Raw genomic sequence first — 18,748 nt, forward strand, 5'->3', positions numbered from 1 at the left:
GCCTGACCACCACGCGAGGCGTGCCAAGCCGCGGGGTGTTCAGGTAGGCAGCAAGCCTCGCGGACTCGGAAGTCGACCCGGATGGCAGAACTCGGTCGCCTGGATGCACGCCCGGGAACTTGCCGCTCGGATTCGCAGACGCCCCCGGAGGTACGGGGGTGAATCGTAATCCGAGGGGCAAATCGTGAGGGGCGAGCGGCCGGCGGTGGTTGACTACCCGGCGGACGGGCCCTCGAGCACCACAAAGGCCACGGCCGACCCGCCCTCGTGGCTGAGCGAGACGCTCCAGCGGGCGCCCTCCCCCACCGTCGCCGTGACCTGCCTGGCGACCTCGCCGCTCAGGCGCACCGCCGGGCGGCCCCAGGCATCACAGACCGTCTCGATCTCGGACCAGACCAGCAGGTCCGGTGAGATCGGCGGGGGCGTGCCGTAGAGGGCGGCCGACCACGCCTTGACCACGGCCTCCTTCACCGCCCACCGGGCGGCCAGGTGGCGGGCCAGATGACCGTCCGGGTGACCGGCCGGGTCGGTTGACGACGACGAGGTGGCGCCTCGCGACCTGTCGGCACCTGATCGGTCGCCGTCTGATCCGCTGATTTCCGAGCTGGTACCCGAGCTGCTGCCCGATCCTGCTCCCCGTGCCTCGGCACGCTCGCGGCACTGCCGTCGCTCGGTGGCGGAGAAGACGGAGGTGAACCGCGTGCCCGGTTCGGCCAGGGACGCGGCGAAGGCGCCGAGGTCGACGATGTCGACCCCGACGCCCCTCACCCCGACTGTCACTGCCAGTCGCTGGCCGCGAGCACACCCTCGGCATCGATCCGTGCCTCGGGGTCCAGGAGCATGGCGGCCTCGCGCTCCTTGATCTCGTCGGCCGAGCCCTCGCCCAGTCGCCGCGCTTCCGGACGGCTGTAGAGGGACTCGCCGCCGTAGATGGCGTCGGTCAGTCGCCGAGCGCCCTCGCGCTCGCGCTCCAGGGCGGCCTCGCGGATCCGCTCCGATTCCTGCTCGCCGAGCTGCGCGGCCACCGCGCGGTGGTACGCCTCCGGGTGCGTCACGGCGATGAGGCCGGACACGTGACCGAAGCCGAGCGAGGTGAGCACACCCGCCTTGAGCGGCAGGTCGCCGCCCAGCTGCAGCGGCTCGCGCAGCCACACCAGGTGCCGGTGCCGGTCCAGGACGTCGTCGACACAGTCCAGGGACCGGTTCGGGGGCAGAGTCCCCGAGCGCAGCATCTGGGCCAGGCCGATGAGCTGGAACGCGGCCGCGCCACCCTTGGCGTGACCGGTGAGCGACTTCTGCGACACGACGAACAGCGGGTTACCGTCCGAGCGGCCGATCGCCGCGGAGAGTCGTTCGTGCAGGTCCGACTCGTTGGGATCGTTGGCCTTGGTGGAGGTGTCGTGCTTGCTCACCACGGCCAGGTCGTCGGCGGTCAGTCCGAGGTCCTTCAGGCCCCGGGCCAGGGGCGACCGTAGCCCACCGCGGCCGGCGCCGAGGGCCCCGAGCCCCGGTGCCGGGATCGAGGTGTGGGCGCCGTCGGCGTACGAACCCGCCCAGGCCACCACACCGAGCACCGGCAGCCCCATACGGGCCGCGACGTCGCCGCGCGCCAGCAGGATGGTGCCGCCGCCGGCGGACTCGACGAACCCGCCGCGCCGCCGGTCGTTGGCCCGGCTGTAGTGGCGCTCGTCGATCCCCTTGGCGGCCATCGCCGCGGAGTCGGCCGTGGCGGACATGTCGGCGAAGCCCTGGATGCCCTCGGTGGACAGGTCGTCGAACCCGCCGGCCACCACGAACTCGGCCTTTCCGGCGCGGATCTTGTCGAAGCCCTCCTCGACGCTCACCGCGGTGGTGGCGCAGGCCGCCACCGGGTGGACCATCGAGCCGTAGCCGCCGACGTAGGACTGCATGACGTGCGCGGCCACCACGTTGGGCAGCGCCTCCTGCAGCGTGTCGTTGGCCCGGCTGCGGCCCAGGATGCCGTCGATGTACAGCGACCTCATGCTGGTCATGCCGCCCATGCCGGTGCCCTGGGTGTTGGCGACGTCCGACGGGTGGACGTGGGCGAGCAGCTCGGCCGGGGTGAAACCGGAGGAGATGAACGCGTCCACGGTGGCCACGAGGTTCCACGCGGCCACGCGGTCGATCCCGGAGACCATGTCGGCGGGGATGCCCCAGGCGGTCGGGTCGAAGCCGGTGGGGATCTGCCCGCCCACCACGCGGGTGAGCGTGGTGCGCCTGGGTACCCGGATCTCGGTGCCGGCCTTGCGGGTGACCGTCCAGTCGCCGTCGGCGCCCCGGGTGACCACCGTGTTCTCCGGGTCGTCCTCCAGGTACGCGCGGGCCTGGGCCTCGTCGTCCACGACGAAGGACAGGTCCTCGGGCAGGAACACCGAGGTGAGCTGCGGCGAGGAGTTGTCGAACATCTCGGCCCGCGTGTCATCGGCGTACCGGCGCACGCCGACTCGGGCCAGGACCTCGTCGTGGAACCGCTCGGCGATATCGGACTCGTCGATCGGGTCGCCGGTCTCGGTGACGGTCCACCCCGCGCGCGGGGAGTCCTCCCATTCGATCAGCCCGGTCGACCAGGCGAGCTCGACCACGCCGGCGGCGGTGAGGTCGCCGGTGGTCTCCACCTCGAAGCGGGTACGGGCGCTGCCGTAGGGGCCGACCTCGCCGGCACCCACCATCACGACCATGTCCTCGAGGGTCTGCGTGACCTCGCCCCACTCGGGGCGCTCGTCCGCGGTGATCCGCTGCAGCGACGGCAGGGCGGCGATGGTCCCGTCGGCGTCCTCGGTGGTGGTCTCCGTCGCGGTGGCCGGACGGTCCGCCGCGAGGGCTGCCATGTCCAGGTCGGCGGTGCCGAGCCCTCCGGTGAGGTCGACGGTGACGGGGGCGTCGCCGGCGGCCTCGCGGACGTCCGGCGTGCACGAGCCCAGCAGTTCGCCGGCGATCCCGGCGGTGGACCAGGTCGACACGCCCGCGGCCTCGACAGCCTCGACGAGCGGGTCGTTGTGGCCCATCAGCCCTGTGCCCCGGACCCAGCCGATGATCGCGTGGACGAACGTCACGCGCTCGGACCAGGACTTCTCCGAGCCCCACTTGGCGATCATGGCGTCGAGCGCGGCCTTGGCCTCGCCGTAGGCACCGTCGCCACCGAAGATCCCGCGGTTGGGCGAACCCGGGAGCACCACGTGCAGGCGGGAGTCGACGTCGGTGTCGGCGCCGATCGCGCCGAGCCCGGCGACGAGCTTCTCCACGCTCCACAGCAGGACGCGCATCTCGGTCTCGGCCCGCGGGCCGGCGTCGGCCATCGAGCCCTGGACGCGCGGTGCCGCGAACGGGAAGAGCAGGGTCGGGGTGAGCGGGGTCTTGAGGACGGTGGTCTGGCCGCCGGCCGACTCCGCGTGCTCGGTGCCGATCCACTCCACGAGCGCGTCGACGTCCGAGTAGGAGGTCATGTTGACCGGCAGGACCCACAGCGTCGCGCCACCACGGGCGGTGGTGCGGTAGAGGTCCTTGAAGAAGGCCAGCTTCTTCTGGTCCAGGCTCGAGGTGGTGGCCACCACGGTGGCCCCGCCCGCCAGGAGCTGTCCGGTGACGGCGGCGGCGATGGAGCCCTTGCCGGCGCCGGTGACGACGGCGACGTCGCCCGCGTACTCGCCGACGAAGTCCTCGACGGCGGTCTCCGCGATCTCCCGGTAGGTACCGGCCAGGGCGTCCCGCCGGGCTGCCGTGGCCCGCTCGGCCCACCAGCGGGCCTGCTCGGCCACGATGTCGCCGGCACCGCGGAAGGACTCCGCGGTCTCGGCGGGCACGTCGCTCCGGGTCCACAGTCGGGCCAGGTCCTCGCGTGCCGAGGCCCAGCGGTCATCCATGAGGACGGCCCGGCCGGAGTCGAAGGCCGGGGCCACCACGCGGCGCCAGTCGGTGCCGAGTTCGGCGGCCACGAGGTCGGCGAGTTCGGAGTCCGGGTCGGCCTCGGCGAGGAGGTCGACGGCGTCCGGCTCGAGATGTCCGAGGCGGGTGAGCATGCCGCGGGCGGCCTGCGCCAGCACACCGTCGGGCCCGGTGATCTCGTCGGCGAACTCGGTCAGCGCCGCGGAGTCGACGACTCCGCCACCGCCGGCTCCGGAGGACGGCATGGCCACGGCCACGCCATTGGCGGCGCCGACGGCGCGGACGGCGTCGTCGATGAGCGCGTCCAGTCCGGACACGTCCTTGACGCCCGAGGCGTCCAGGGTCGCCAGGTCCCCGCCGCGGATCGAGGCGCCGTCGCGGGTGCCGAGGGCGATCTGGGCGGTGACGTGCTGTGCCCAGCCGGTGCCGAGCTCCCAGGGGCCGGTCACCCGCTCGGTGATGTAGGCGGCCCGCTTGCCGGTGCGGCCGAGCACGGCGCGCAGCGCCTCGCCCACCGCGTCGGACAGCACGGGTCCGAAGGGTGAGTAGCCGCGGGCCAGGCGCGAGACCTGGTCGGACAGGGTCGGGAAGTCCGCCTCCGCCGCGCCGTCGATCGCGCCCAGGCTCAGCTCGGTACCCAGGTCCAGCAACAGCTGGTTGCGGCGAGAGGACACGCCGTCGCACAGGGTCTCGATGGAGTCGCCGGGCGCGATCTGCTCGGGCCTGACCTTGGTGCGCAGGGCCACCAGCATGCGGGTGGCGGCCGCGGCGCCGAAGTCCAGGTCGTCCGGGCGGGGTGCACCGGGTGCGGCCTCGGCTGCTGCCGGGGTGGTGGATCGGTCCGCACCGGCCGTGCCGGGGGTGTTGACGGCCGGTGCGGGGTCTGTGGGGGCCGCCTGGTCGGCGGCCGGGGTGGTGGAGGTGGAGCCGTCGCCGGCGTCCAGCTCGTCGTCGTCGACCTCCACGCTGGGCGGCAGGGTGCCGTACAGCGTCGCGGAGTCTCGCTCCACGTTGAGGACCTGGGCGCGGGGGCCCCGGTGCGTGGGCAGGTCGAGGGTCTTGGAGGCGAGGTTCGCCACGGTCGGGGCGTTCGCCACACCGACCTCGACGAAGCACTCGATGCCGAGTCCGCCGCGCTCGATGGGCGTGAACATCAGCTCCTGGGTCTCGATCCAGCGGACCGGGCTCGCGAACTGCCAGGCCAGCAGCTCGATGAGCAGCAGGCGTCCCAGACGGGTGGGCGTCGCGGCCCAGGCGTCCCAGTCCGCGAGCACTTCAGCCAGCGACTCGGCCGGCACAAGGTCGGCGATCTCCTGCACGAAGTCGCGCTCGAGACTGAACAGGCGCGGCACCAGGTTCGGGATGTAGCGGCCCACGAGCACCGAGATGTCGATGTCGTGCGGGATCAGCGCGTCGAGGGTGGCCCGGAAGTCCGGGACCCCGCCGCGCAGGACGGTGGAGTGGAACGGCACGTCGATACCGGGCACCAGGATGAAGGCGTTCTTGCCGCCCGAGACCTCGAGCTCGCGCTCCACAGCCTTCTCCAGGGCCTTGCACCCGGCGACGGTGCCGGCGAGCGCGTACTGCGAGCCCGCCAGGTTGTAGTTGACGATCTCGATGAACTCATCGGAGTCTTCGGCCACGCCGGCCACCCAGTCGGCGACCTCGTCGTCCGAGATCCCCATCTGCGACGGGCGGATCGCCGCCATGCGGTAGTCCGAGCGGCCGCGGGAGTCACGCGGCACCAGCTGGTGCATGGTCGAGCCGCGCTGGAAGACGATCTCCAGCAGCGGCTCGAGCTCCAGAGTGCCGGAGATGGCGGCCAGCGCGTCGTACTCGCCGATCGAGTGGCCGGCGAAGTAGGCGTCGTCGATGAGCAGACCGTCGGCCTCGAGCTCGGCGCGCTGCGCCACCGCCAGGCACGCCATGGCGACCTGGGTGAACTGCGTCAGGTAGAGCACGCCGTCGGGGTGCCGGTGGACCTCACCGCGGACGGTGACCTCGGTGGGGTTCTCGCGGACGAGCGCCAGGATGGAGAAGCCGAGCGCCGCACGGGTGTGCGTGTCGGCACGGTCCCAGATCTCGCGGGCGGCCGGGCAGCGGGTGCGGCCCTCCATGCCCATCCCCTTGGCCTGGATGCCCTGGCCGGGGAAGGCGTAGACGGTGCGCGGGGCCTCTGTGAGGGCGGTGGCGGCCATGACGGTGGCGCCGTCGACCGTGCACGTGACCTCGAGGACCTGACCGCCGGAGTGGCGACCGGTCTGGACGGCGCGGACGGTGATGTGGTCGCCCGGACGCACCGGCGCCAGCATGCGGGCGGTCCAGCCGGCGATCCGCAGCGCGGGGGTCGTGCCATCGGAGGCCTGGACCGCGTGCTGCGCGGCGGCGGAGAGCCACATGCCGTGGACGATCACGCCCCCCAGGCCGGCGAGGTCGGCGGCCGTGTCGGAGACGTGGATGGGGTTGTGGTCGCCGGAGACCAGCGCGAAGGCGGTCATGTCGTGCGGTGCGATCAGCGAGGTGGACACCCGCTGCTGGCGACTGGTCTCGGCCGGGGTGACGGCTCCACCGTCGGGACCGACGAGGGCGCCACCGGCCTGGCGGGGGTCGCCCACCTCGGCGCGGCCGGTGCGGCCGCGGATCGCGAACCGCTCGGACAGGGTGCACAGCGGTGCGCGGGTGCCCTCGGTGTCCTCCGTGGAGACCTCCACCGAGACCTCGACCACCCGGCCGAGGTCGGTGTCGCGGACCCCACCGGAACGGGCGACGACGACGAGGTCGGCGGCCTCGTCCGGCAGCGCGGAGTGCATGCGGATGCCGTGGTCCAGATGGACCAGGTCCAGCAGACCCTCGACCACAGTTCCCTCTGCGACCGTGCCGTTTCCGCGCGGACGCCGGGCGCTGCCGAGGACCGCGAACACTGCGGGCCACGCCGCGCCCACGAGTGCGTCCGGGACGCCGTCCGAGGCGATGAGCGAGGTGGGCAGGCTGCCCGAGGTGACTCCGGTGTGGTCGGTGGCCAGCGTGCGGTCGAACCTGAACCGGGCCGTGGCCACTCCGTCGGTGACCTCCGGCAGTGCCTCGATCACGGTGCCCCCGGCCCCTCCGCGGCCCACGCCGGCGGCAGTGCTCAGCAGGGTGCGCATGGCTGCCTCGGCGGCGGCGTCGGAGACGACCGGTGCGGCGCCCGTGGCCACCGAGTCGCCCAGGGTGATCTCGATGGTCATCTCGGTCGGCCCGATGGGCAGGGTCAGGTCGACGGTGAGCCCTTCGGCGGCCGGGGTCAGGACGGCGCCGGAGACCGGGTGGCGGCCGATGCCGTCTGCGTCGATCTCCCAGGCGTGGAGGACTCCCAGACGGTGGACCGGGCTCACCACGAGGCGGCCCGCCCACGAGACGTCGGGGGCGTTGAGCACGTCGGCGACCGGACCCTGGGCGGTGGTCACGGTCCCACGGCGACGGCCGGTCACGGCCTCGGTGGAGGGCAGGTAGCCGCGGACACGGTCGACCGTGGCGGCCTCGAAGCGGTCGAGCAGCTCGCCGACCGGCTCGTCGACCCGGGTGATCCCGGCGACCGCGGTGGTGCCGGGGATGACGCACACGGCGTCGGCCGGGTAGCGGGCGTCGTGCGCCTGCCACAGCGAGTCCGAGCGCCACCAGCGGCGGACGTCGCCGTCGACGACGGGCACGAACGGCACGGGCTTGCCCGGCATGCGACAGATGTCGAGGAACTCGGCGGCGTCCGCGGGGTGCAACGTCGCGGTGGACAGCTCCGGGTACCGGGCGCCGAGGGTGTCGACGACCTCGGTCGGACGCTCCATCGCCTCGGCACGGGGGAAGGCGGAGACGATCCGGCCCGTGTCGGCGGGGTCCAGGCGGGCCTCGGCGCGCTGCACCATGCGGTGGAAGCGCTCGCGGATGGTCGGGTCGAGCCACACCGAGGGGGCGCTGTCGGCCATCGCCTCGGAGGCGGTGCCGGCGGCAGGGGCGGGGGCGAGGGACAGCTCCGCGAACCGGCGCAGCCACTTCTCGTAGGTCATGGTCCCGAGGTCACCGAAGTACGGCTTGGCGGTGCCGTTGATCGCGGCGATGATCTCCTCGCGGCGGGCGGCCACGGCCTCGGCGTCGCCGGCGACCTCGTCCAGCAGGCGACCGGTGCGGGCGGCGGTGTTGTCGATCTCGTGGATGTCCGCGCCGAGCTGGCTGCGGCCGGAGGCCATTCCGCCGTCGGCCTGACCGGCTCCCACCCAGTGGTCCACTCCGACGGTGTCCACCAGTAGCTGCTTGACCTGCGGGCTGGTGGTGGCCTCGAGGGTCGCCATCGCGGCGGTGCCCACCAGGATGCCGTCGACGGGCATGGCCGGGTAGCCGTGGGCGTTGGCCCAGGATCCGGTGAGGTAGTCGGCGGCCCGCTCCGGGGTGCCGATCCCGCCACCGACGCACAGGACCACGTTGGGGCGGTCGCGCAGCATCGGGTAGGTGGCCAGCAGGAGGGCGTCGAGGTCCTCCCACGAGTGGTGGCCTCCGGCGCGCCCGCCCTCGATCTGGACGATCACCGGCATGTGCGGCACCTCGGCGGCGATCCGCACGACCTGGCGGATCTGGGCGACGGTGCCCGGCTTGAAGCTGACGTGGCGCAGTCCCGCCTCGGTCAGCTCCTCGATCAGGGCGATCGACTCGTCGAGCTCGGGGATGCCGGCGGTCACGATCACGCCGTCGAACGGGACGCCCGCGGCGCGGGCCTTCTGGACCAGTCGCTTGCCGCCGACCTGGAGCTTCCACAGATACGGGTCGAGGAACAGGGAGTTGAACTGGGCGCTGCGGCCGGGCTCGAGCAGCTCGGCCAGGCGCTGGGTGTTGTCGGCGAAGATCTCCTCGGTGACCTGACCACCACCGGCGAGCTCGGCCCAGTGGCCGGCGTTGGCGGCGGCGGCGACGATCTCCGGGTCCACCGTGGTCGGGGTCATCCCGGCCAGCAGGATCGGCGAGCAGCCGGTGAGACGGGTGAACGAGGTCTCCACGTGGATGCCGCCGTCGGGCAGCGTGATGAGCTGGGGCTGGTAGGCCGTCCACGGGCGCTCGATCGACGGGGTGGCGCCCGGGGTGAACAGGTTGCGCAGGCCACCACGGGTGGCGGCGGCGACCACGCCGACGCCCTGTCCGCGGACCACCGAGCGGTTGAGGCGGGTCAGTGCCTCGCCCGGGCCCATGTCGAGGATCCAGGCGGCACCGGAGTGCAGCGTCTCGGCCATCTCCTCGACCCAGTCGACCGGCTCGGCGAAGACCTGGCGGGCCAGCGACGCCGCGCGATCGGCGTCCAGGCCGCAGCGGGCGGCCCAGTTGAACACGACGTCCACGGCGGGCGCCATCGCCGGGTGGTGGAACCCGACCTCCACGTCGAGGGGGTCGAAGACGGGGGCGAAGATCTCGCCGCCGGTGAGCTTGGCCTCGCGACGCCGGCGGGATTCGGCCTCGAGGTCGGCGCAGCGACGACGCAGCTCGTCGAGGTCGTCCGGGCGGCCCACCACGACGTGGCGGCGCTGGGCGTTGCGGATGGAGACCGTGGGTCGACGCTCGGCGTCGAGCCCGGAGAACACCTCGTCGACGAGGGCGCGCAGCTCCTCGCCGTCGATCCCGGAGACGCCGACCATGGGGCTGGCCTCGCCGCGACGGAACAGGCCCGTGCGCCGGCCCACGAGGGTGGCGGCGGCGCCGATGAGCTCGGCTATCGCGAGGAGACGGTCGTCGATCGAGCCGAAGGTCTCGACCGACTCGACGGCCAGGATGCCCTGCGAGTGCCCCACGACCGAGGCGGGCGCGGTGTCGTTGACGTCGAATCCCTCTGCGGCGAGCGCGCGGACGGCCCCGACCTGGGTGAGCAGGACGGCCGGGAGCGAGACGGCGGCGGAGGACAGCGAGACCTCGTCGGGGAGGTCGCCGTGGTCCTCGTCCTCACCGGTGGTGGTGTTGGCCCACTCGATCGGACGGAAACCGTGCGGACGGACCACCGCGATCTCGTCGTGGATCGGCTCGGTGAAGGCTGCGGCGGAGTCGACGAGGTCCTGGAGCTCGGGACCGATCCCGGTCCCGTCGATGAGGTCGCTCAACGCGTCGCGCCACGCGATCCCCTGGCCCCCGAAGGCGAGAGCGTAGGCGGTGCCCTCGCGCAGCTCGTCCGCGAGCGCACGGGTCCGACGGCGGGCCGCGTTCCCGGTCTCGATCGGTCGGGGTGTGAGGTCGCGGTCGTCGATCGTCACGTGTGGAACTCCTTGGCAACTTTAGTCTGGGAAATCGGCGCCGACACCAGTTGCTGGTCCGACGCAGGGCACAGACTGCCACAGGAACTTGAGGGCTTCCTCAGCTTGAGGGGGTACGAGCGACCGTTCGGGGGCGGCCGGAGAGGGGCTGTCGGTGACCCCGCTCACATATTGGCCATGATGCTTCCCTCATACTCACAGGTGAGGAGGGCCTCAGGTTTGAACATGACGCCGTTATCGAATCGTTACCACGTTCTCAGGGGAGACCCCGCGAGATTCGGCGTGTCGCCACCGGTCAGGAACGGTCAGGCCCCGCAGCGCAGGATCGCCATCGCCGCCGCGTCGAGCCCCTCGGTGGGGCACAGATCGACGGCAAACCGTCGCGGCCCGGGTGACCATTCGACGTGGGCCGTGCGTACGGCATCGCCGAACGCGACCGTGACCAGTCCCCCGACACCCGGCTGCTCGCTGGGGTCCAGGGCCCCGGCGCCCACCGTCTCGACCGCGGTCACCTCGGCGACCGTGGCCGCGCCCGGCGCGGGGATGAGTCGGAGCCCGATCCTGGTCCCGTCGAACGCCCCGACCCAGGCCGCGAACGCGCCGGTCCCGTCAGGGTGCAGATCGAGGGTGTATCCGTGGGCGAACCACGACCCCGTCTCGCGGACCACCTCGGCGGGTGAGGGCGCGGGGGCCGCCGCCGTGGGGGCGGCGAGGAGCGCGGGTGCCCCGGCCATCGACAACACGAGTGAGGCCGCGACCACAACGCGGCCCGCTCTCCGGCTTGCGCGCTCGGTGCTCATGGCGTCACTGTAGTCCCGCCAGTAACACATTCAGGTGCAGGAAATGCGTCGATATGGTCACCAAGTGGCCAACCCACCGGCTAGATGTAGGGAGTTGGAGAGACCACACCTATCGTCGTTCCCTCACACTTCGGCGGATCCGCCGCCCGATCGTCCGACAAGGAGTCGACCATGACCAGCCCTCCCACCAGAGGTCGGGTGACACCGAGAGAGACCTTCTCCCGTCGCTCCGTCTTCGTCTTCGCCGCCATCGGCTCCGCCGTGGGCCTCGGCAACATCTGGCGTTTCCCCTTCGTCGCGTACGACAACGGTGGCGGCGCCTTCCTGCTCCCCTACCTCGTGGCGCTGCTCACCGCCGGCCTGCCGCTGCTGTTCTTCGACTACGCGATCGGCCATCGTTTCCGTGGCTCCGCACCGCTGAGCTTCCGCCGGATGAACCGCTTCGCCGAGCCGATCGGCTGGATCCAGGTCCTGGTCTCCTTCGTGATCGCCGTCTACTACGCGGTGATCATCGCCTGGGCGGCCTGTTACGCGTGGTTCTCCATCGACGAGCGGTGGGGCGAGACCTACGAGGAGTCGGCCTCGTTCTTCGCCGAGGACTTCCTCCGCGCAGGGAGCGGATTCGGGATCGACTTCGTCCCGGGCATCGCGATCGTCCTGGTGGTGGTGTGGATCGTCACGCTCGGTGTCCTGCTCGCGGGCGTCCAGAAGGGCATCGGCCGCACGGCGTTGCTGTTCGTCCCGCTCCTGGTTGCGCTCTTCGCCGCCCTGGTGGTCCGCTCCCTCTTCCTCGAGGGCGCCACGGACGGCCTCAACAACTTCTTCACCCCGGACTGGGGCGTGCTCACCGATCCGGGTGTGTGGATCGCCGCCTACGGCCAGATCTTCTTCTCCCTGTCCGTCGGCTTCGGCATCATGCTGACCTACTCGTCGTACCTCAAGCGCAGGTCCAATCTCACGAGCTCCGGCCTCGTCGTGGGGTTCTCCAACTCGGCCTTCGAGGTTCTCGCCGGTATCGGCGTGTTCGCCACCCTCGGCTTCCTCGTCTCCACGTCGGCGGGCGCCGGATGGGATGACGTCAGCGGCGGCCCGGGGCTGGCCTTCATCGCCTTCCCGGCACTCATCTCGCAGATGCCGGGCGGCCCCATCTGGGGCGTCGTGTTCTTCATCTGCCTCATCCTGGCGGGCATCACGTCGCTCATCTCGATCACGGAGGTGGTCATCTCGTCCTTCCAGGACAAGATCGGCAGCTCCCGCACCACCGCCACCCTCGGCGTCGGCGTCCCGATGGCGGTCGCCTCGCTGCTGCTCATGCCCACCGAGACCGGGCTCCAGAACCTCGACATCATGGACAAGTTCGTCAACAGCCTGGGCATCGTCGGCATCTCGCTCATCGCGCTCATCGTGGTGATCTTCGCGTTGCGCCTGGCGCCCACTCTGCGTGACCACCTCAACTCGGTGTCCTCGTGGAAGGTCGGCACGTTCTGGATCGTGTGCCTGGCGGTCATCACGCCGATCGTCCTGGGCTACTCCCTGATCCGCGAGATCATGACCCTCGTCTCCGAGCCCTACGAGGGGTACGAGGCGTCCGTCCTGGGCGTCTGGGGCTGGGGCATGATCGGGACCATCCTCATCCTCTCGATCGTCCTGTCCGCCCTTCCCTGGCGGGGAGCCCGCCATCTCGACGGGCCGCCGAGTGCCGACGACGACCCGAGCGACTACTCCTACGAGGAGGGGCTCACCCGGCCCGACGAGAACCCGGCATCCACCCACACATCCAAGGAGGCCTGAGCCATGGACGCTCCCGCGATCATCATGATGGTGCTGTTCCTGCTCGTGATCTGGGGCGGACTCGTCGCCAGCATCGTGCACTACGTCGGTCATCCCGACGAGCCCGAGGAGGCCGCCGCGCGCCCCGCCCGCGAGGGCTGATCTCCGACCGCACGGCCCGATCGCCGGCCCCGACGCCCTCTTCCAGAGCGGCGCCGGGGCCGGCGTCGTCGAAGTGAGCGCCGTCGAGGTGGACGGTCCGGGTGCGGCCACCGGCGATGTGGCCGATCTGTTCACGACTGGGCTACACGGGCCCGCCTAGCGTGGAGCACATGAGACTGACACTGGGGTTCATCGGGATAGTGACCCGCGACATGGCCGCATCACTGGCGTTCTACCGGGCTCTCGGCGTGGAGATCGCCGATGGGCAGGACGACGCACCGCATGTGGACGCCACACTCGACGACGGCACGGCGCTCGCCTGGGACACGCTCGAGACCATCCGCGAGTTCGACCCGGACTACGCCGTGCCGGTGGGCGGGCATCGCATCGCCCTGGCGTTCGACAAGGGCTCTCCCGGAGACGTGGACGCGACCTTCGCGACGCTGGTGGAGGCCGGACACACCGCGCACGTCCCGCCATGGGACGCGCACTGGGGACAGCGCTACGCGACCCTCCTCGACCCCGACGGCAACTCGGTCGACCTCTATGCGGAACTGGATACGAACTGACCCGGGCTCATCCCGACCAGTCGCCGGAACTCGCGCGATAGATGCGGCTGGTCGGCATATCCGACGAGTGCTGCGGCAGCGCTGACCGACGCGCCGGAACGGAGTACCGAGCGGGCGCGGACCGCCCGCTCGATACGGACCAACGTGGCGTAGCCGTAGCCGAACTCGATCGCCATGCGTCGGCGAAATGTGCGCTCGGACCATGCCAGCTCCTCGGCCACGACTCGTGCCGGAACCAGGCCGGAAGCGGATCGGCGCACGAACCCGGTCCAGCGAGTCGCCGATGTCAGCGACATCGTCAAGTCGATGGAGGGGCGCAGGCCACCGGCGATCTCCCGAAGCGCGGCCGTGATGCGTTGGTCCCGCGCGGGAACTACCTCCTCCAGTGCAAGCCGCTTGTCGGCGAGGTCGACGAGAGGGACTCCGAGTAAGGACGCGGCCTCACCCGGTGGCAGTCGGAGACCGAACGACCCCTCATCGCCGTCCGCGAGGGTGTCGATCCACCGCGTCGACGGCCCCGCGACGAGGACCGCGTCGTCACGCAGTATGAGATCGACGCATCCGTCGGCCGGGACGACCGATCCGCTTCCCCCGACCGAGCGCCAGAGGGCCACTCCATCCCGCAGCGTCACTTCCGAGTACACCTCGACATCATCCCAGAGGAGTTCGAGGCCCGGGTCGTCCCGGGACCGCAATGGTGCTCGTCCCCGGGTCGCGCAGAAGACTCCGAGCCCGCCCCACCGCGGCAGTAGCCTTGTGACCATGGACACCGAGAGCAGCGACGCCACCACCACAGAACCCGCAGAATCCACCGGCCAGGCACCCGCCGAGGTGCGCCATCTGATCCAGCAGTGGAAGCGCCTCGACGAACTCCTCGCGGGCCTCAGGAGAGACGACTGGTCCGCCTCCACCGCGCTCCCGGGGTGGTCCGTCCGCGACGTGGTGGCGCACATCGCGGGAACCGAGCACATGCTCGCCGGCGAGCCGGTCCCGGACATCGAACTGTCCCCTGCTGTCCGCGAGTACGTCCGCAACCCGATCGGGGAGCTCAACGAGAAGTTCGTCCAGGAGGCCCGGTCCCTGGCGGTCGAGGACGCGTTCGCGGACTTCCGAGAGGTCGTCGCCGAACGGACGGGGCAACTCGCCGAGATGACCGACGAGGACCTCGAGGCCGAGACCGAGTCCCCCGTCGGCCGCGTGCCGTTCCGACGCTTCATGGGAGTCCGCGTATTCGACTGCTGGGTCCACGAGGACGACATCCGCCACGCCCTCGGCATGCAGCACCACCTCGGCAGCGGTGTGGGGCGGTTCGCGGTCGAGGAGATCGTGCGCGCCCTCCCGCGGATCGTCGGCAAGAACGCCGGCGCCCCGGACGGTTCACGGATCCGGTTCCGGGTGAAGGGTGACTCCGATACCGACCTGTCCCTGGCCACCGATGTGCTGGTCGCCGGCCGGGCGGGACTCGTGGACGTCGACGACTCCGCGCGGATCACGGTCGAGCTGGTCTTCGACACCCCGACCTTCGTGCGTGCGGCGACCGGCAGGGTCACCGCGGAGCCCGGCAATGGTGTGGAGCTCAGTGGCGACGAGGACCTGGGCAGGAAGATCCTCGAATCGATGGCCTTCACCATCTGATCCCGGTCGCCTGATCCGCAGTCGACAGTGACGATGCCGAGGCCGACACCCGGCCCGGCCGGTCCCCAGGGGCCGACCGGGCCGCACATCGTGGTCATGGGCGTCACCGGTGCCGGGAAGTCCACCGTCGCGCGGGTGATCGCCGATCGTGCCGGCGCACCGTTCCTCGACGCCGACGACCTGCACCCACCTGCCAACCGAAGGAAGCTGGGCGCTGGTGTCCCCCTCACCGATCTGGACAGGGGGCCGTGGCTGACCGCGGTCCGCGAACGGATGCGGGACCGGGAATCGGAACGCGACCGGTCAGGGGCTGGACGAGGATCACATCCCGGTCTGGTGATCGCGTGTTCGGCTCTGCGGCGCGCCTATCGGGACGTCGTGCGAGATGTCGACCGACCGGTGTTCTTCGTCGAACTGGGCACCGACCCGCAGCTCATCGCCGCGCGCCTGGCCGCCCGCCGCGGTCACTTCGCGTCCCGCCGGATCCTGGAATCGCAGCTCCGCACGATGGAGCCCCTGGGTCCCGACGAGGACGGGATCCGCTGCTCCATCACGCTGTCCGCGGAGGAGATCGCCGACCGGGTACTGGCCGGGCTGTAACCCGCCCCGTGTCGAGTCCCCGACGGTGACCGGGTGAATCGCCGTCGAGCTCGCAGCGCCTACTACCTCTCCGACTTCGGGGTGGCGAAGTGTTGGACGTAGAGGTCGGCCTCCGGGAGGCCCTGGTACGGGCCGGTCCTGAGGCAGACTCCCACCCGGGTGAAGTCCGGGTTGAGGATGTTCTCCCTGTGACCGGGACTATCCATCCAGCCAGCGACAGGGTCAGGTCCGTCCGGAGTCGAGTAGTACAGGTTCTCCGCGGCCGTGTAGTAGTCCACACCGGCCTCACGCATGAACTCGAACGGGTCGCCGCTGCCATCGGGCGCGCGGTGCCCCCAGTAGTCTCTCGCGAGCATGTCGTCCGCCTTCGCGCAGGCGCTGTCCCGGAGCTTCTCGCTGGCATCCAGGGCCGGGAGCCCGTTCTCAGCCCGCTGCTGGTTCGTCCGCTCTTCGACCGGCAACGGATCTGCCGCAGGTTCGACCTCGGCTTGGCGCTCCGAGTCGACCGACGGGACCGCGACCTCCCCCACTGCACAGCCGCTCACCGCCATCGACGTCACCAGTAGAAGTGACGTCGCTGCCGTTCTCGCGACGTTCCGGTTCTTCATTCTGATCACCCGATCCGAGGGGACCGTCTCGCCTGCTCCGCTGCTCAGGTCCACTATGACGTCGACAGTAGCGTTGCCGTGAGGATCTGGTGCGCCCGGGGAGACTTGAACTCCCACGTCCGTAGACACTGGAACCTAAATCCAGCGCGTCTGCCAATTCCGCCACGGGCGCCCGCCCGGGGGTGCCGGGCGAGGTGAGCTTACCGCGCGGGCGGCGGTGTCGTGGAGGGGTGTCCGGGGCGTTCGGATCCCCGCCCGGACGGAGGCGGTTCCGCGTCCGGGCATCCGGCCCCACCAGGGGCCGTCCCCGCAGTTCCTCCCTGCTCCCCGGCTCCGGCCGACTCAGTCGTTGTGGCGGGCAGCATTGTCGAGTATGCGCCGCTGGAGGGGTCGACAGGCCTCGGTGACGACTGACATCAGTGCGAGTCCCAGGGCTGCGGTGACACCGATCAGCGCCACCCCCGGGGCGTTGATCCCGAACTCGCTCATAAAGGGGGTCGCGAGGACGAGACCGACCCCGATGGAGATCGTCAGGGTCATCAGCAGCGGGGTGAGTACGTGGTGGCGACTGGTGGCCGCGAACACCGACCGCGGGACTCCCATCCGGTCCATGGTGATGCTCTCCCCGGCCCGGTCCACCACCAGAGCGGCCTGGTTGACCAGGGTGGATGTAGCGGCGAGAAGCAGTCCGACCGACAGCGTGATGACGGCACCCGTGCGGAGGTCGGTGATGATGAGCACCGAGGCCGGGGACGCCCCCAGGGCCTCGGATTCCGTGGGCAGCACCGAGAGGTAGGCGGCCACCAGTCCGAGCAGCGCGATGGCGGAGACGTTGCGCCAGGCGGCACGCGGGTCGTCGATGATCCGCCTCATCGCGATCAACCGGGGTACCGAGGCCGTCCGCGTCCCGAACCGGGCGAGCAACTGGATCACCCAGGGACCCACGAGGTTCACCGACCCCACCACGATCAGCACCATGACGGACAGGAGCAGATACGGCAGCAGGTCCAGCGTCCCGGGGTTGAAGAACCGACTGAGCACCACGAATGCCACCAAGGCGAGGACGAAGGCCAGGAGGCGCCACGCCCGCACACCTCGCGGAGTCTGTTGCATGGCCACGCCCAGTGGCGAGATCCGCACCTGCCGCAACCCCATGGCGGTGGACATCGCCGCCAGACCCAGCAGAACAGCTGTCAGCACGAGCGCCAACCACCACGGGAGGATCAGCTCGGCGGGTGCGATCTCCTGCCCTTGGAGGGACACCGCCTGCCAGGCGGGCAGGCTCAGCAGCCACAGCCCGGCACCGAACAGCACTCCGGCGGCCGCCTGGACCAGAGTCTCGAGCACAGACATGACCAGGACCTCGCGGCCGGTCATCCCGACCAGGCGCAACGACGCCAGTCGGCTCGCCCGTCCGCGCGCTCCGAGCCGAGCGGCCGCCGCGCCCAGGTTCAACACCGGAATCGCCAACAGTGCGCAGGCGCCCACCACGAGGATGACGTAGTTCTCCAGGGTCCCCTCGACGGCGGCGGGGCCCATGCCCAACCCACCCAGGATCCCACCGTCCGGGTGGCGCCAGCGCTGGTACAACATCCACGCTCCCCCGGTCACCGTGAGGGCGAGGAAGGACGACACCGTGAACGCGAGGACGGCCATCACCTCGAGGACACCGCCTCCGCGGGCGCCACGGATCCGTCCCAGAGCCAGGCGGGGAGCCAAGGTCAGGACGCCGCTCATCGCGCCTCCTCTCCCTCGTGGACACGGTCGGAGTGGATCATCGCGTCGCGCAGCTCGACGAGACGAGAACACCACCCCGCGACCTTCCGATCATGGGTGACCAGCACCAGGGTGGTACCCGTCATCGCGGCGGTCGTGGTGAGGATCTGCATCACCTCGTGCCCGGTGGCCTGGTCCAGGGCACCGGTGGGTTCGTCGGCGAACACCACGGCCGGCGAATGGACCATCGCACGGGCGATCGCCACGCGTTGCGCCTGCCCACCGGACATCTCACCGGGTCGGCGATCTCCGAGACCAGACAGCCCCAGACGCTCGAGCCACCGCTCCGCCGATTCCAGGGCTCTCACGCGTGAGGTTCCGGCGAGGAGCAGTGGCAGCGCCACGTTCTCGTTCGCGGGCAGCTCGGGCAGCAGCTGCCCGTCCTGGAACACGAAGCCCAGCCGATCGCGGCGCAGCCGGGAGCGGCGGGCGTCGGAGAGCGCGGAGATCACGGTGTCGCCGAGTGCGACCTCACCACTGTCCGGCGGAAGGATGCCCGCCAGACAATGCAGGAGGGTCGACTTTCCGGATCCGGAGGGGCCCATGATCGCCACGGCTTGCCCGGGGGGAATGTCGAGGGACACCCCCGCGAGCGCTCGGACCGAACCGTAGCGCTTCGACAGTTCCCGGCCTGAGAGTGCGAGTGGAGCAGTCGTCGTGTCCATGGC

12 protein-coding genes and 1 tRNA gene are annotated in these 18,748 nt (G+C 71.0%); 5 read left to right on the forward strand and 8 right to left on the reverse strand.

What is annotated here, in order from left to right; translation table 11 throughout:
* Positions 1–213: 213 nt before the first annotated feature.
* The 3 genes from NJE57_RS06670 to NJE57_RS06680 form a co-directional block, all read right to left on the reverse strand.
* The gene (locus tag NJE57_RS06670) at positions 214–780 is read right to left on the reverse strand and encodes a holo-ACP synthase (protein ID WP_319027613.1); all 567 of its coding nucleotides are present in this window, start codon (positions 778–780) and stop codon (positions 214–216) included.
* Positions 777–10,160: a fatty acid synthase subunit beta domain-containing protein gene (locus NJE57_RS06675; RefSeq protein ID WP_413464372.1), complete on the reverse strand. Its 9,384-nt coding sequence runs from the start codon at positions 10,158–10,160 to the stop codon at positions 777–779. The genes NJE57_RS06670 and NJE57_RS06675 overlap by 4 nt, the downstream gene beginning before the upstream one ends.
* A 305-nt stretch (positions 10,161–10,465) precedes the next feature.
* On the reverse strand, positions 10,466–10,960 hold the full coding sequence (locus tag NJE57_RS06680; protein ID WP_319027614.1) for a hypothetical protein: 495 nt from the start codon (positions 10,958–10,960) through the stop codon (positions 10,466–10,468).
* A 171-nt stretch (positions 10,961–11,131) separates the two neighbouring features.
* On the opposite strand from NJE57_RS06680, the gene NJE57_RS06685 reads away from it, so the two are divergent.
* The 3 genes from NJE57_RS06685 (at position 11,132) to NJE57_RS06695 (ending at position 13,461) form a co-directional block, all read left to right on the forward strand.
* Positions 11,132–12,751, forward strand: a complete 1,620-nt coding sequence (locus NJE57_RS06685; RefSeq protein ID WP_319027615.1) for a sodium-dependent transporter — start codon at positions 11,132–11,134, stop codon at positions 12,749–12,751.
* Positions 12,752–12,754: 3 nt separating this feature from the next.
* A complete protein-coding gene (locus NJE57_RS06690; RefSeq protein WP_319027616.1) occupies positions 12,755–12,892 on the forward strand; it encodes a methionine/alanine import family NSS transporter small subunit in 138 nt (45 codons plus the stop codon).
* A gap of 170 nt (positions 12,893–13,062) precedes the next feature.
* Entirely contained in the window at positions 13,063–13,461 is a 399-nt protein-coding gene (locus tag NJE57_RS06695; RefSeq protein WP_319027617.1) for a VOC family protein, read from the forward strand.
* On the opposite strand, the gene NJE57_RS06700 is transcribed toward NJE57_RS06695, so the two are convergent.
* Positions 13,437–14,093 (reverse strand): helix-turn-helix domain-containing protein, encoded by a 657-nt coding sequence (locus tag NJE57_RS06700; protein WP_319027618.1) that lies wholly within the window; start codon positions 14,091–14,093, stop codon positions 13,437–13,439. The two genes, NJE57_RS06695 and NJE57_RS06700, sit on opposite strands and share 25 nt — an antisense overlap.
* 130 nt (positions 14,094–14,223) lie before the next feature.
* Between NJE57_RS06700 and NJE57_RS06705 the strand changes: the two genes are divergently transcribed.
* Positions 14,224–15,096, forward strand: coding sequence for a maleylpyruvate isomerase family mycothiol-dependent enzyme (locus NJE57_RS06705; RefSeq protein ID WP_319027619.1), 873 nt, complete (start codon positions 14,224–14,226; stop codon positions 15,094–15,096).
* A gap of 33 nt (positions 15,097–15,129) precedes the next feature.
* Entirely contained in the window at positions 15,130–15,696 is a 567-nt protein-coding gene (locus NJE57_RS06710) for a gluconokinase, GntK/IdnK-type (RefSeq protein ID WP_319027620.1), read from the forward strand.
* 62 nt (positions 15,697–15,758) lie between these two features.
* On the opposite strand, the gene NJE57_RS06715 is transcribed toward NJE57_RS06710, so the two are convergent.
* The 4 genes from NJE57_RS06715 to NJE57_RS06730 all read right to left on the reverse strand — a co-directional run bounded on the left by NJE57_RS06715 (position 15,759) and on the right by NJE57_RS06730 (position 18,745).
* Positions 15,759–16,358 carry a CAP domain-containing protein gene (locus tag NJE57_RS06715; RefSeq protein ID WP_319027621.1) on the reverse strand — a complete coding sequence of 200 codons (600 nt, stop codon included), beginning with the start codon at positions 16,356–16,358 and terminating at the stop codon, positions 15,759–15,761.
* A 33-nt stretch (positions 16,359–16,391) separates the two neighbouring features.
* Positions 16,392–16,476, reverse strand: a tRNA-Leu gene (locus NJE57_RS06720).
* A gap of 170 nt (positions 16,477–16,646) precedes the next feature.
* Positions 16,647–18,041, reverse strand: coding sequence for a hypothetical protein (locus tag NJE57_RS06725; RefSeq protein WP_319027622.1), 1,395 nt, complete (start codon positions 18,039–18,041; stop codon positions 16,647–16,649).
* Positions 18,038–18,745 carry an ABC transporter ATP-binding protein gene (locus NJE57_RS06730; RefSeq protein ID WP_319027623.1) on the reverse strand — a complete coding sequence of 236 codons (708 nt, stop codon included), beginning with the start codon at positions 18,743–18,745 and terminating at the stop codon, positions 18,038–18,040. The genes NJE57_RS06725 and NJE57_RS06730 overlap by 4 nt, the downstream gene beginning before the upstream one ends.
* Positions 18,746–18,748: the final 3 nt, after the last annotated feature.

This window comes from Dietzia sp. PP-33 (assembly GCF_033790845.1).
Classification (GTDB): Bacteria; Actinomycetota; Actinomycetes; order Mycobacteriales; family Mycobacteriaceae; genus Dietzia.

Bases quoted from the DNA above. Each gene is read 5' to 3' on its own strand.
- NJE57_RS06680 (WP_319027614.1), bottom strand. From the start codon at position 10,960: ATGAGCACCGAGCGCGCAAGCCGGAGAGCGGGCCGCGTTGTGGTCGCG.
- NJE57_RS06695 (WP_319027617.1), top strand. From the start codon at position 13,063: ATGAGACTGACACTGGGGTTCATCGGGATAGTGACCCGCGACATGGCC.
- NJE57_RS06685 (WP_319027615.1), top strand. From the start codon at position 11,132: ATGACCAGCCCTCCCACCAGAGGTCGGGTGACACCGAGAGAGACCTTC.
- NJE57_RS06710 (WP_319027620.1), top strand. From the start codon at position 15,130: ATGCCGAGGCCGACACCCGGCCCGGCCGGTCCCCAGGGGCCGACCGGG.
- NJE57_RS06725 (WP_319027622.1), bottom strand. From the start codon at position 18,041: ATGAGCGGCGTCCTGACCTTGGCTCCCCGCCTGGCTCTGGGACGGATC.
- NJE57_RS06705 (WP_319027619.1), top strand. From the start codon at position 14,224: ATGGACACCGAGAGCAGCGACGCCACCACCACAGAACCCGCAGAATCC.
- NJE57_RS06690 (WP_319027616.1), top strand. From the start codon at position 12,755: ATGGACGCTCCCGCGATCATCATGATGGTGCTGTTCCTGCTCGTGATC.
- NJE57_RS06730 (WP_319027623.1), bottom strand. From the start codon at position 18,745: ATGGACACGACGACTGCTCCACTCGCACTCTCAGGCCGGGAACTGTCG.